The organism is Lysinibacillus sp. LK3 (genome assembly GCF_001043675.1).
GTDB lineage: Bacteria > Bacillota > Bacilli > Bacillales_A > Planococcaceae > Lysinibacillus > Lysinibacillus capsici.
The window spans coordinates 105,577-120,120 of record NZ_LDUJ01000014.1 but is presented as its reverse complement, the minus strand read 5'-3'; the positions used below and the strand labels follow the sequence as shown (position 1 = coordinate 120,120).

General features: G+C 37.7%; 12 protein-coding genes. All 12 read right to left on the bottom strand.

The genetic code is table 11. The features are described from left to right. Positions 1–93 precede the first annotated feature (93 nt). Positions 94–1,575: a BC_2427 family protein gene (locus tag VK91_RS08550; protein WP_048392183.1), complete on the bottom strand. Its 1,482-nt coding sequence runs from the start codon at positions 1,573–1,575 to the stop codon at positions 94–96. 309 nt (positions 1,576–1,884) lie between these two features. Next, the gene (locus VK91_RS08545) at positions 1,885–2,685 is read right to left on the bottom strand and encodes a CsxC family protein (RefSeq protein WP_048392182.1); all 801 of its coding nucleotides are present in this window, start codon (positions 2,683–2,685) and stop codon (positions 1,885–1,887) included. Between the two features lie 279 nt (positions 2,686–2,964). Further along, positions 2,965–3,702 (bottom strand): 16S rRNA (uracil(1498)-N(3))-methyltransferase, encoded by a 738-nt coding sequence (locus tag VK91_RS08540; protein ID WP_048392181.1) that lies wholly within the window; start codon positions 3,700–3,702, stop codon positions 2,965–2,967. 81 nt (positions 3,703–3,783) lie between these two features. Further along, positions 3,784–4,725 carry a 50S ribosomal protein L11 methyltransferase gene (gene prmA / locus VK91_RS08535; RefSeq protein WP_004227050.1) on the bottom strand — a complete coding sequence of 314 codons (942 nt, stop codon included), beginning with the start codon at positions 4,723–4,725 and terminating at the stop codon, positions 3,784–3,786. A 21-nt stretch (positions 4,726–4,746) separates the two neighbouring features. Continuing rightward, entirely contained in the window at positions 4,747–5,865 is a 1,119-nt protein-coding gene (gene dnaJ, locus VK91_RS08530; RefSeq protein WP_048392180.1) for a molecular chaperone DnaJ, read from the bottom strand. A gap of 233 nt (positions 5,866–6,098) precedes the next feature. Then, positions 6,099–7,940 carry a molecular chaperone DnaK gene (gene dnaK / locus VK91_RS08525; protein WP_048392179.1) on the bottom strand — a complete coding sequence of 614 codons (1,842 nt, stop codon included), beginning with the start codon at positions 7,938–7,940 and terminating at the stop codon, positions 6,099–6,101. Positions 7,941–8,015: 75 nt separating this feature from the next. Further along, complete coding sequence (grpE, locus tag VK91_RS08520; RefSeq protein ID WP_004227038.1) at positions 8,016–8,588, bottom strand: nucleotide exchange factor GrpE; 573 nt, start codon at positions 8,586–8,588, stop codon at positions 8,016–8,018. A gap of 17 nt (positions 8,589–8,605) precedes the next feature. Next, positions 8,606–9,634: a heat-inducible transcriptional repressor HrcA gene (gene hrcA, locus VK91_RS08515; RefSeq protein WP_004227036.1), complete on the bottom strand. Its 1,029-nt coding sequence runs from the start codon at positions 9,632–9,634 to the stop codon at positions 8,606–8,608. Positions 9,635–9,723: 89 nt separating this feature from the next. Next, complete coding sequence (gene hemW, locus VK91_RS08510) at positions 9,724–10,869, bottom strand: radical SAM family heme chaperone HemW (RefSeq protein WP_048392178.1); 1,146 nt, start codon at positions 10,867–10,869, stop codon at positions 9,724–9,726. A gap of 172 nt (positions 10,870–11,041) precedes the next feature. Beyond that, the gene (chrA, locus tag VK91_RS08505; RefSeq protein WP_082148129.1) at positions 11,042–12,205 is read right to left on the bottom strand and encodes a chromate efflux transporter; all 1,164 of its coding nucleotides are present in this window, start codon (positions 12,203–12,205) and stop codon (positions 11,042–11,044) included. Positions 12,206–12,290: 85 nt separating this feature from the next. Next, entirely contained in the window at positions 12,291–13,139 is an 849-nt protein-coding gene (locus VK91_RS08500; protein WP_048392177.1) for a DUF4179 domain-containing protein, read from the bottom strand. Positions 13,140–13,242: 103 nt separating this feature from the next. Beyond that, positions 13,243–14,442 carry a DHH family phosphoesterase gene (locus VK91_RS08495; RefSeq protein ID WP_048392176.1) on the bottom strand — a complete coding sequence of 400 codons (1,200 nt, stop codon included), beginning with the start codon at positions 14,440–14,442 and terminating at the stop codon, positions 13,243–13,245. Positions 14,443–14,544 lie beyond the last annotated feature (102 nt).

The following is a 14,544-nucleotide window of genomic DNA, read 5'->3' as shown; positions in this document are numbered from 1 at the left end:
CTCTCCTATCGCTAGAATATGTAGCATTTAAATCTATACATGGACGTATATATTAGTTTTATATTCATTTTATTTGAATTAAGGAATAAATTTCTATAATCCTCCATTACCTTGCCAGTCAAACAGTACTTTAATTTTTTGTACTTGTAACATTTGGATAATTAATTCTAATACTATATTTTGACACAATCGATTGGGATGAATGGCTGACTTATTTTGCGTATTAGATACCCTATACTCAATATTATGCTGTATGTAGCCTTCTATAAATAAATTCCCCTTTAATACAGTTCTTGTTCCATTTCCCAATGACTGGGATCTATGAGTAGGTACAAATCTACAATCGGATAGTACTACCTCATTTGTGATCTCTTTAACCTCTTCAATTCCTCTATCAAAAGCAATTTTTTCCTCCATACATATTTCTATTTTGTATTCCCCTAGCACAACAGGAACTCGTATATGTATAAATGGCTCAGAGGAGTTAATTTCTCCTTTTTTAATTGCTTGTGAGTTATGTAAGGGAACTACTACTGATTTAAACGGATGCTGCTCACTACCATTTTTTTTATTAGTATCCGTTCTCATTAAAGAAATCATTTGATTAATGTTGGAGCTAACCAAACGACAATCTGGTTGTTCAGGGTAAATCGAAATCGTTTGGAGTAGCTTCGTCTGAAGTTGGGGAGATAGGTTATCATTTAAATCAAGAAAATCAAATATTGTATTTTGAACATTTTCACCATAAATAGGAGCATGAAGAAAATCGTTAATTTCTACATAAGTAGAAAAGGGACTTTTTTGGATAATGGTGCATACTTCTCCTTGTAAAGACTTTGCAATCTCTTTATTACGATTTGGAGGATTGTTTTTCTCCTTTTCTGCTATATCATCCAAATGCATATTATTTTCAGCCTCTGACAGAGCTCTATTGAAAGATTTTGGATTATTGTCTGATTGGGCTGTTGAATTTTGTTCTTCAAGGGAGTTCTCATCACTATCTAGTAGATGGTCAATTTCTACCTTTGTTGGACTGGGTACACTTTGATTGCATGCTATCTGGTCTAAAGTTAATTCCTCTACATGGTTCTCATCCATATGTCGGAAATTTTCTTCGTTCTCCTTAACATTCGCTTCTATAGGTATGGGTATGGACGCTAATTGCTCTATTAAGGTCACTTTTGTGTGACTCTCATCGATATCTAGAGGATGTTCGTTTTCTTGCTCAACATTTGTTTCTTTAGATATAGGTAGATCTTCATTAGATGCTAATAGCTCTGCTAAGCTAGCATCCTCCCTGAAGTTCTCAAAATTTGGGTGATGTTCGTTTCCTTCCTCAATAATCGGCTCCATAGGTTCGGGGAGCTCTTCATTAGAGATTATATGGTCTGTTAAAGTTGATTCCTCTGTAATTGGTTTATCTTCTATTTCATCAAGCAGATTATTATTTCCATTAAAAGTCTGTTCAAATGGAGATTCGTCATCTATTTTAGTTTGATACCTCCACTCAGTGTATTTATTTTGTTTAGAGGATATTTTTTTCATCTCTCTAAAATTAATCCATGGAGTTGCCATTCATTCACTCCCAAATAATGATTTGACAAAAAAAGCATAACAATCAATTTTTAATCCATTAGCTAATTCTTCTGATGCGATTATGTTAGGACAATTGAAAATCTACAATACTAATTACAATCCATATTATGCAATATTTTTACTTTTGTCACAGTCCCACTATGAGATACAATTGGAAGGCGCATGTCCTTATCTTGCCAAAAAAAGCAGTTAAAAGTTCGAGTAAAAGTGAACTTTCAACTGCCCAACAACATATTTGATTTTATATCAGTATTATTGTTACCATTTTTGCTCCACTACATAAAAAAATTAACAAGGCTCAGTAGGCGGAATCATATCAGGAACAATTGGTGTTGCTGGTGGAGTAAGCCCTGGTAGAACAGGTGTTACTACACTACTTCCAGCGCCCAAACGGATTTGTTGTACTTGCAATACTTTTACAGTAAGTTCTAATACAATTTTTTCACGTAATGTGCTGAATGCTTCTTCAGGAGCTGCCATAATCGGTGAAAAATCAAGTTCAAAGAAATTGGCAGCTACTAATTCACCAAATGGTTGTTCATTGTATTTAACGAGATTTTGGAAGAAAGCCTTATCTAATCGAGCATCCATTTGTGTTCTTTCGTTAAGGAAGTTCGCTTCGGCAAACTCAGAAATGCCTAAAATTGGTGTAGCGCCTCCTGCTGTTTGCGGAAATATAAGATCTGTAAAACCTGAAAACGGAACATCAGCAATTCTATCCTGAAGGGCCCCATTACATGCTGATGAAGCATATTCGATATTTTTCCGAATATGTCCTGCTACAAATAATTTAGCTCGTGTTACTCTAAAGAAATCAGTATTAGCAATACGTGCAAAGCTAACTGGTACCAATTTCACTTGATTTAGAAAGACATTCTTTTTCACTCGTTTAATCTCTGTCGCTGCAGGACTAAGTGTAATATCCGACTCGACAACGATTTGCAGTGTTGGTTCTGCCAGTACAACTGGAATTTTAATAGTTGGCGTCGTAAGTGGTGTAGTAACGAGTGGTGTAATCTCATTCGTTAAGGGTATTTGTTCAGTTGATGTTACTGGACAAGGTTGAATCTGATTAAATTGTTCACTCAAAAAATTCCCTCATTTCAATATAGTATTAGTGAGCTCTCCTATCGCTAGAGTATGTCGCAATTAAATCTATGTATGGACATTGAACTTGTTCTTTTACATATTTTATTTGGAATGTTTGAGGTAGTGATTTTCCCGGTTGATCTTACACAATGGGCTAAAACTCCATTTAAGCAGGGATTTAACGCAGACCCCCTTCAAATATGATTTACGTAAAAAAACCACTTAATAATATTAAGTGGTTTTCTCTAAGTTATGTTGATAATAAATTATACATAGCTGTTATTCAAATTCATAGGATATGGCAGACAGTGCGTATAATGGCGCTGTTTCTGCTCGTAAAATTCTCGGTCCTAATGACATCGTTTGAGCGCCTGCTTGTAATAGCGCTTCTGATTCTTGACGAGAAATGCCCCCTTCAGGACCAAAGATAATAAGCATTGATTTCGACTTCTTATCATACACGTTTTTTAGCTTCTCCGCAAACCTTGTGCGCTTTTCAGCCTTTGCATTCTCTTCATCAGCAATAAAAACGGCATCGAAATGATCTATTTGTTGTACTAGCTGTTTAAATGATATAGGTTCATAAACTGTTGGAATATGCGTACGGTGAGCTTGTTCCGCAGCTTCCTTAGCAATTTTCTGTAATCTTTCTTGCTTTTTTGCTCCTTTTTTCTTGTCCCATTTCACAATGGAGCGCTCAGCTTCAAAGGGTAATAAAGCAAACATTCCTAGCTCTGTGGCTTTTTGGGTAATAAGCTCCAGCTTATCACCCTTCGGTAAACCACATGCTACTGTTACTTGAATGGGTAACTCTGGGGAAGGGATTGTTTGTCCAGTCGCTTCAATGACAACCTCATCCCCTTCAAATCCTTCAATTGTGCATATATACGCAGTGTTTTGTGCAACAACTACAATGTTGTCGCCTTGCTTCATACGCATCACTCGTTCAATATGCCGTGCATCTTCTCCACTAATACGTGCATTTTCGATAGCTGTCTCAATAAAGTAACGTTGCATGTCACACAGTCCTTTCTAGCAAGAAAGGAAAACGCCAAATCACAAGCACACGGCTCACGATTTGGCGCTTCCTCAGTCATGTTATAGTGGACGACGGGCAATAATGGCTACCCAATCTTCCATTAATAATACTTCTTCAATCACAAAGCCTGAAGCTTCTAGTGCTACTTTCACATCATCTCGTTTTGCACCGATGATGCCCGAAGTGACATATAATCCACCTGGTTTTACAATTGTATAAGCGTCATCTGTGAAGGACATGATGATTTCAGCCAAAATATTAGCGACTACTACATCTGCTGGTTCTTTTACAGTATCCAATAAGTTACCATGGAACACTGCCACCTTATCTTCCACTTTATTTAATGCTACATTTTCTCGCGCTGAACGTACAGCAACCTCATCTAAATCAAGCGCATGCACACTTTTGGCACCAAGTAATGCTGCACCAATAGACAATACACCCGATCCTGTACCGATATCAACAACCGTATCCCCTTCTTTAATGACCTTTTCAAGTCCTTGTAAACACATTACCGTTGTTGGGTGAGTACCTGTACCAAATGCCATACCAGGGTCTAATTCAATAATTAGTTCATCTGTTGAAACAGGTGTGTATTCCTCCCATGTCGGTACGATAGTAAAGCGTTCAGAAATCTTAACAGGATGGTAGTATTGCTTCCAGGCAGTTGCCCAATCTTCTTCATTGACTTCCACAATGGATACCACATTTTCACCAATATCAATGTTAAAGTTCGTTAAATTTGTGATAGCTGCTTTTATTTCTTCGACTGTTTCATTTAAAAAACTAGACTCCGATAAATAAGCTTTAACAATCACGCCATCTTTCGGAAAATCATCTTCATTTAGCGCATAAATTTCACCATATTGATCTTCACGTGGCTTCGCAAACTCTGCAGAATCTTCGATGACAACACCACTTGCACCTGCTTCATGCAAAATATTCGAAATTGCTTCTACCGCATCATTTTTTGTATGAATGGATAATTCTGACCACTTCACGTAGCTCTTCAGCTCCTCTAATTATTCACCTTGGAATTTTTTCTTAATTTTATCGAATAGTGAACTACCTTGTTCTTCAGGGATATCGCCACTAATTTCTGCAAATTCTCGTAGTAATTGTTTTTGTCTTTCCGTTAATTTTTCAGGTGTCATCACTTTTACTGTCACATATTGATTACCCATACCATAACCATGAACATTTTTAACACCTTTATCTTTTAGACGGAATTGAGCACCTGACTGTGTTCCAGCTGGAATACGTAATTTTACTTTCCCATGGACTGTTGGTACTTCAATTTCATCCCCAAGTGCTGCTTGAGGGAATGTTAATTTCAAATCGAAGTAAATATCGTCTCCATCTCGTTCAAAATCCTTGTGACCTTGAACGCGGAACATAATATATAAATCCCCTGCAGGTCCTCCGTTTATACCTGGTTCACCTTGACCAGATACACGAATTTGTTGTCCATCATCCACGCCTGCTGGAATCGTCACTTTAATTTTCTTACGTTTTTGGACTTTTCCTTCTCCACGACAAGTCGTACATTTTTCTTTAATAATTTTACCTGTTCCATGACATGTTGAGCATGTACGACGATTCATCATACGACCAAATGGTGTATCCACTGCTTGATTGATTTGTCCAGCACCTTTACATGTTGAACATGTTTCAGGTTGCGTGCCTGGCTTTGCTCCTGAACCGTGACATGTTTCACACGTTTCATCTTTTGGGATTTCTATTTCTGTTTCTTTCCCAAAAATAGCTTCCTCAAATTGGATGTTCATACGATATTGCAGATCATCCCCTTTACGTGGAGCATTTGGGTCTTGACGGCGACCACCACCGCCAAAGAATGAACTGAAAATATCCTCGAAGCCGCCAAAGCCGCCTCCTCCAAAGCCACCACCAAAACCAGCATTCGGATCCTCATGACCAAATTGGTCGTAGCGTGCTTTTTTCTGGTCGTCACTTAATACTTCATATGCTTCAGCGATTTCTTTGAATTTTTCATCTGCACCCGGCTCTTTATTAAGATCAGGGTGATATTGTTTTGATAATTTACGGTATGCTTTTTTAATCTCGTCTTTTGTAGCCGATTTTGTTAAACCAAGCACCTCGTAATAATCGCGTTTCTCCATGATTCACACTCCGCTCTGTTTGCATAAAATCTATTGTAACATGCAGTTGAAAAAACTGCCTCATTTTTTCGATTAAAGGTTCTATAAGTTCCAAAAATGAAGATACTCACTTCCTAGCAGCTAACGTATGCAACTATCCCATAAATGGTGCATTTACGTGAAGTGACCTCACATCATGACAAAAGCCAAAGCCGCAAGCGGTCTTTGGCTTTTTCACTTTACTGTGTTACTTCTTATTTATCATCTTTTACTTCTTCGAATTCAGCGTCTACAACACCGTCATCTTTTTTACCAGCACCAGTGTCTGCACCTGCATCGCCACCTTGAGCTGCTTGAGCAGCTGCTGCCGCTTGTTCGTAAACTTTCATCACTAGTGGCTGTAATACGCCTTCTAGTTTTTCTTTAGCTGCTTTAATACCTTCTAATTCACCAGCTTCAAGCGCTTTTTTCAATTCATCACGAGCATCTTCCACAGATTTTTTCTCGTCTTCTGTAATTTGCTCACCAAGGTCAGCAATTGTTTTATCCACTTGGAATACTAATTGGTCTGCTTCGTTACGAAGATCTGCTTCTTCTTTACGTTTAGCATCTGCTTCAGCATTAGCTTCAGCGTCTTTTACCATGCGTTCAATTTCTTCCTCTGATAAACCAGAATCAGATTGAATCACAATTGTTTGCTCTTTGTTCGTACCAAGATCTTTTGCTTTTACAGATACGATACCGTTTTTATCAATATCGAATGTTACTTCGATTTGAGGTACACCACGAGGTGCTGGTGGAATATCTGCTAATTGGAAGCGACCTAATGTTTTATTGTCAGCTGCCATTGAACGCTCACCTTGTAGAACATGAATATCTACTGCTGGTTGGTTATCAGCTGCTGTAGAGAAAACTTGAGATTTTGAAGTAGGAATAGTTGTGTTACGGTCGATTAATTTTGTGAACACGCCACCCATTGTTTCAATACCAAGTGAAAGAGGTGTTACGTCAAGTAATACAACGTCTTTCACATCACCTGTTAATACGCCACCTTGTACTGCAGCACCCATTGCAACAACTTCGTCAGGGTTAACACCACGGTGAGGCTCTTTCCCTGTTTCTTTACGTACTGCTTCTTGTACTGCTGGAATACGTGTAGAACCACCCACTAAAATAACTTGGTCAATTTCAGAAGTTGACAAACCTGCATCAGATAATGCTTGACGCACTGGTCCTACTGTACGGTTTACTAATGGTAAAGTAATTTCGTCAAATTTCGCACGCGTTAAAGAAATTTCTAAGTGTAATGGACCTGCTTCTCCAGCTGTAATGAATGGTAGAGAGATTTGAGTTGATGTTACACCAGATAAATCTTTTTTCGCTTTTTCAGCTGCATCTTTTAAACGTTGCATCGCCATTTTATCTTTTGATAAGTCAATGCCATTTTCTTTTTTGAATTCAGCTACTAGATATTCGATAATTGCGTCATCGAAATCATCTCCACCTAGTTTGTTATCACCAGCTGTAGCTAGTACTTCAAAGACACCGTCACCTAACTCAAGGATAGACACGTCAAACGTACCGCCTCCAAGGTCAAATACTAATACTTTTTGATCTTGATCTTGTTTATCTAATCCATAAGCAAGAGCTGCAGCAGTTGGTTCGTTGATGATACGCTCTACTTCTAGACCTGCGATTTTACCAGCATCTTTAGTTGCTTGACGCTGTGCATCGTTAAAGTAAGCAGGAACTGTAATAACTGCTTTTGTCACTTTTTCCCCTAAGTAGTCTTCAGCATAGCCTTTTAAATATTGAAGAATCATTGCAGATACTTCTTGTGGCGTGTAGTCTTTATCTTCTACTGTTACTTTTTCAGCCGTACCCATTTTTGATTTAATAGAAATGATTGTGTTAGGATTTGTTACTGATTGACGTTTCGCAACTTCACCAACTTGACGTTCACCATTTTTAAAGGCAACAACAGATGGCGTTGTACGGTTTCCTTCTGGGTTTGGAATTACTTTTGGTTCTCCACCTTCAAGTACAGAAACGCAAGAGTTTGTTGTTCCTAAGTCAATACCAATAATTTTGCTCATTAAAATTTCCTCCTATTATGTCAACGCAAGGGATGCGTTTTCTAACTAATTTTAATTGACTAAATAGTGCAAAGACTATTCGTTCACAGATACCATTGTTGGGCGTAATACACGATCCTTTAAGATATACCCTTTTTGTAGTTCGCGTAAGACGATACCCGTTTCTTTTTCACTATCTTGTTCTTGCATAACAGCTTGGTGAATCGTTGGATCAAATTGCTCACCTTCAGCTTTAATCACTTGTAAACCTTCTTTTTCTGTTGCTTCAATTAAAGAGCGATACACCATTTCAATTCCTTTAATGATCGATGCAGTCTCTTCAGAAGTTGTCTCTACTTGTAAAGCACGTTCAAAATTATCAAGGACTGGTAATAGATCAGATAGTAGGCTTTGGGCGCGATACTTTTCAGCTGCCTCACGGTCTAACTGATTACGACGACGCATATTATCGAAGTCAGCACGTAAACGTAGGTGACGATTTTCTTCGTCAGCCAGCTTTGCTTGTAGTTCAGCCAGCTTAGCCTCATACTGTTCTTCTATTGATAACTCTACTTCTTCCTGAACTTCTGTTTGCTCTACTTCCTCAGTTGTCGTTTCAGCTTGTACATCTTCTTGTACTAAATCTTTGTTTTCCGTTGTTTCCGTCACTTGAATCCTCCTCATTATCATTCACTACGATTCTTCATAAAGGCTTGTGTTAAATCCAAGCGCATTACGTCTAATAAAGCCACAACACGCTTATAATCCATACGTGTAGGGCCAATAATAGCAATGGCTCCCTGTTGATCATCACCAATAGAATAGGTAGTGGTAATGACACTGCAATTTTCCATTTCTAGTTGTTTATTTTCTGAGCCTATCCGAATATGAATACCTGATTCATTCGGATGGAAAAGTGACTGCACTTGGCTAGTCGTCTCCATTAAGTCCAAAATCATTCGGACTTTATTTAAGTCATGGAATTCTGGTTGGTTGAACATATTCGTTTTCCCACCATAGAAAATTTTACTTTCTGAATTATGCATTGTTGCTGTGATAAGTGCGCGAATAAAATCATCCGCTGATCGAACATGTTGCTGTAACACTGCTAGCACTTCAGCCTCAAGGCTTTTATGGAGATCTTCTAATGAAACTCCAATAAGGCGATCATTTAAGATATTTACCATTTTCTCTAAATCAGAAGCGGTAAAGTCAGGTGGTAGATTGAACATGCGGTTTTCTACATGCCCATTATTCGTCACGATAATCGCTACTGCTGTGTCGCTAGAAAGAGGGACAATTGAAAACCGTTTAACACGATGCCTTTGGACATCAGGTCCTAAAAGTATGGAAGTATACGATGTCAGCTCTGATAAAATGTTGGCTGACTTTCGGATAATATGCTCTACTTCTACTAGTCGATCATTAAAAATTGATTGAATTTGTTGAATGTCCTTGGAATTGATACCTTGAGGACTCAACAAATGATCTACATAAAATCTGTAACCCTTTTCCGAAGGCACTCGACCAGAGGAGGTATGCGTTTTTTCTAAAAAGCCTAATTCCTCTAAATCCGCCATTTCGTTTCGAATAGTGGCTGGACTAAATGTAATCCCTTGTTTTTTGGAGATTTGGCGAGAACCTACCGGCTGCGCAGACACAATAAAGTCGTCTACAATGACTTGCAATATCTGTAACTGCCGATTTGTTAGCATGATTATCACCTCTGTTAGCACTCAACTAAGAGGAGTGCTAATACTATTATTAAGTTATCAAATCCCACATTTTATGTCAACGATATCGCTCAATCTTCTAGCAAAAATTGTTGAAATACTTCATTGCCCACAAAACGCCCTTTTCTTGTCAGGCGAACACCAAGCTCATCCTGTTCTAAAAGCCCCTTTGACACTAGATCTTTTATTACCACATCATAATGCGCAGTCATAGGTGTTTTAAATTTCTCTTCATATATAGAGTGCATAACACCCTCTGTTTTTCTTAGCCCTAAAAACATTTGTTCTTCTCTTTTTTCCACTTGTGATACTTCATGTGCGTGGACAATTGGTAGCTTATTTGCCTCAACAGCTTCCATATACTTTTTTAATGGACCGTGATTGGAATAGCGTATACCTGCTAAATACCCATGAGCTCCTGCGCCAAACCCCGCATATTCATCATTATCCCAATAAATCTTGTTATGCTCGGAATGATACCCTGGTTTTGCAAAATTACTGATTTCGTATTGTTGAAGCCCATGTAAGGCCATTTGTTGCATCAGCACATCATACATATCCGCTTCTAAATCTTCTGTCGGTAAATACAGTTTCCCTTTAGCGTACTGATTATAAAAAATCGTTTTGGGTTCCACAATAAGAGAATAGGCAGAGAAATGTGGCAAATCAAGAGTAAAAGCTTTGGCTAATGAATCCTTCCATTGCGCCATCGTTTGCCCAGGTAAACCATACATTAAATCAATGCTGATATTACGGAAGCCAATTTTTCTAGCCAAGTCGATTGTTTCATAGACATGATCATTACTATGAGTGCGTCCAATCTTCTGTAGCAATCCCTGGTCAAAAGATTGTACACCCATGCTTAAACGATTAACACCACCGTCGAACAACACCTGCAATTTGGCTGCAGACAATTCATCTGGATTTGCCTCTGATGTAAATTCTGTCACACTATTCATTGGAATATACGTATGAATAGACGTTAGTAGTTTGTCCAATTGCTCAGGAGATAAAGCTGTCGGTGTTCCGCCACCAAGAAAAATCGTCTCGATGTTACGGAATGTTTCAGGATGTTTTTCGGTTGTCAGGGCCATTTCTTTTCCAAGTGCTTCGATATATTCATCCACTGGTTGATTTTTAAAATAAAATTTATTGAAATCACAATAATTACAGATTTGATGACAGAAAGGAATATGAATGTAAACACCTCGTGCCATAGCAATCCCTTCTTTCGCATTAAGTCTTTTCCATTTCTACATTATAACGAATCGATAGAAGGAACGCTATGAAACCTCACAGGTACTTTTAATGAATATTGATTCCGTAATGACAAAACAAACTGCACCTCCGATTATTAGTTAGAATCTAACAATCGAAAGTGCAGATTTTTCATGTATAAAAAATGACGCCCACAGCAATTCCTAACAGCACCAATAAATATGGCTGTATTTTCCATCGAATTAAACACCATAAAAAGACAGCTACTATGAAAATATCTAACGTGCTGATGATGGTTTGTGTCACAATGGGATGTACAAAAGCAGCGGCTAGAATGCCAACGACTGCCGCATTTGCGCCTGCCATCGCACCTCTAAGTCGTGCAATTCGACTTAGGCTAATCCAAAATGGTAGCGCTCCAACCACTAGCAAAAACGCTGGTAAAAATATTGCGAAAGTAGCAATAATAGCTCCCGGAACGCCAGCAATGACCATACCGATATATGCAGCAAATGTAAATAAAGGTCCTGGAACTGCCTGTGTCATACCATAGCCAGCTAAAAAATCTGAGGTACTTATTTGACCACTTTGAACAAATTGTGTTTCCAGTAAAGGTAAAACAACGTGTCCGCCCCCAAATACTAAGGCACCTGCAAGATAAAACTTCTCTATCATAGAAATCCACTCATGATGCCATAAAGCAGCTAATATAGGTAAACCTAGGAGTAGCACGAAAAAAAGTACTAGTAAAACAATGCCCGTGGTTTTTGAGATGGGTATATGAACTAATTTTGAGGTATTACCCTCATCACTTTTTTTCAGTAGTTGAAAGCCTAAACAAGCAGCGATCAATATTGCTACGATTTGTGCCAATGGATTTAGCCATGTCAATACTGTTATCAATGTCAATAAAGCAATCAACAAATGCCATTTTGTCGAGAGTAGTTTTTTGCCCATATCAAAAATAGCATGAGCGACAATCGCCACTGCTACTAACTTCAAACCATGAATCCAATCCATCTTAAACTCTGTATACTTGGAGAAATAGGCAAAAAGTATAAGTATCAGAACTGATGGTAAGGTAAAACCAAGAAATGATAGAAAGCTTCCTAGTACTCCTCCTCTAAGTAAACCAACCCCCATCCCCACCTGACTAGATGCAGGACCAGGCAAAAATTGACTTAACATAACGAGTTGACCATAATCATGTGCAGAAAGCCATTTACGTTTCTGTACATATTCCTGTTGAAAATAACCTAGATGAGCTGTTGGGCCTCCAAATGAGGTACAGCCCAATTTTAAAGCAACAAAAAAAATCTCCCAAAGCCTTCGCAAACTCTCAACTACTTTCCATATCTTTTATTTCATCTTACACGGAAAGCAGTTTTTTTTAGATTAAGAGTTTGTAAAATTTACTTCATTATTCATCTCTCTTTATTTTAATTGCAGAACCTACTTTACTACCCTCTTTATTGATTGGAATTAAAGTGTATTTTTTTTCTGTTAGATAGAGTGCATCTACACGACTTCCCCACCTTGTACCCTCTTTATTTAATGGATAGGGTGCTGCAAAATCCCATGATTGTCCAGATTTTGATTGGATTTTAAAGTGTAACGCATCATTGACAACACTTTCCTCAGCATGAAAATAAATCGTTGTGGAAATAGGTGTGGAGACAACTTTGTCTATGGTTATTTCCTGCTGATCAACATGCTTCACTTTTTTATCAATGGAAAAGATTTCACGATCTTGTTGTAATTGCTCTTGTGAAGCATCTACCTGAAATTCCCAAGGCTTCTCAATTGGTGTTTCAACATTCCAATCTTTATAACGAATAACTAATTCTAATTGTTCATCAGCCGGAAAATCATCCATTTTAATACTATTGTATATCGTATAGACGTTGGCAGACTTTGCTATGGACTGTCCTCCATTACGAACCATATAATCTTGCCCATTGACAAGAATTTGCGGAAAGAAAAATACTTGATGGTCTGGCTTAAACTCTTTTCCAGGTTCGAAAGTTGCATTCAGTAAAATTTGATTGTCATCTATAATCACTTCATTTAATGTTAACCGTCCTAAGCTATTGCTAGCTGTTTTCCCTACATCCGTTTTATAGGCTTCAAAATTCACATCCTGATCCCACCACAAATACAGCGTCGATCCACTAGCAATCATTAATAAAAGGATCACAACAATAAGCCACTTCTTACTTCTCCGATTTTCCTTATCCAAATCCACAACTCGAATCATATCATTGGACAACCGTACACCTCATTTTTATAAAAATCATTATGATTCATTGTAGTGCTCAATCATGCATTATATAACCTTCTATGTTGAAGATTCATTTATGTATAAAAGGATATTACATCCCTTTATGTAGATGACGACCTTTATTGACTTCACGCATTAAATAGTCCACAAAGAGATCATCTCTTACTAGCCATGCTTGTTTATTTCGCTTTAAAAACCACTCCGCTTCATTAAAGCTCGCAAAGGATTGTGTCAGTAGCATGTTATTTTTTTCAATTATCCAATCAACCTCATCGTTTGAATAGAGCATAAACATTTCATCTTGCTGATTTTTATAGAAAGTTCCAAACGTAGACCCTTTTACATTATAACGATTTCTTTTTGCATCCTCTGGAATAGGCTCTATATGGAATGTTGCCACTACATACTGCTTGTAAGCTTCCTCTGTTAATGAGCAGCCAGCAGCCTTTTGATGTCCACCTCCACCATATTTGGCGGCAATAGCTGACACATCAATATGATCATGGATTGTTCGAAAGGATATCTTTTTACTGCCCATATTAATCATCGCAATATAATCAAGATGCGGATTTTCCTTTCCCAATTCATTACCAAGCTCAGAAAGATAGGATTCTGCATAGACAACCCCAGCATAGTATTCTCCCAAAGTAGTTTGAATAAGCTCCCGTTTCTTACGCCGAATGTAACGCTCTGTTTTTTCTTCTTCCATGCTTAAAATTTTCTTTTCAAAATCATCGAAGTCAAAGTGATCACTTGTTTTTAAACGCTCAAGCATTTTCTCTTCAAATTCTTCAATAGACACTAGAAAAAAGAGTGCATTTAATCTTTGCGCTTGTAAATTGCCGTTCTTTTCCCATTCCCATGTATCGTATTGTCTTACTAACTCTACAAATTCAGAAACGGCTTCTGTTTTTTCTAATAGTCCATGGATAACCAGGTATTGATAATATAAAGATGTAGCTGACGTTAAAAAGCCTTGCTCATCCTCAATTAATACCTTTCCCCATTCATATTGATTGAAATGGAGTGCTGTCTTATGATGGTCCAACAATTGCACATTACCAGTCGCCTGATAATAATCATGAATCCTTTTTTCATTCTCTTCATTTGGAGAAAGATCTGTAATAAACAAAAATGTTTTCTGTTGATCATTCTCCAAAAAGAATTCGATTTCGCGATCAAGTGCTGTAATGGAATTGTAGCGTATCTTCACCTTATCGTTAAAAGCAAGCTTGGCTAAAATCCCACACCCTACTCCGTCTAAATCGTTATGTGATAATAATTTATACATGTTCTCACCTCGATTGTAGTATGGGTATTTTTTTGGTATTCAAACAGCTAACGAGGTTCAATACGTAACAACATTGATATTGTTTTTCAGATAACATACATT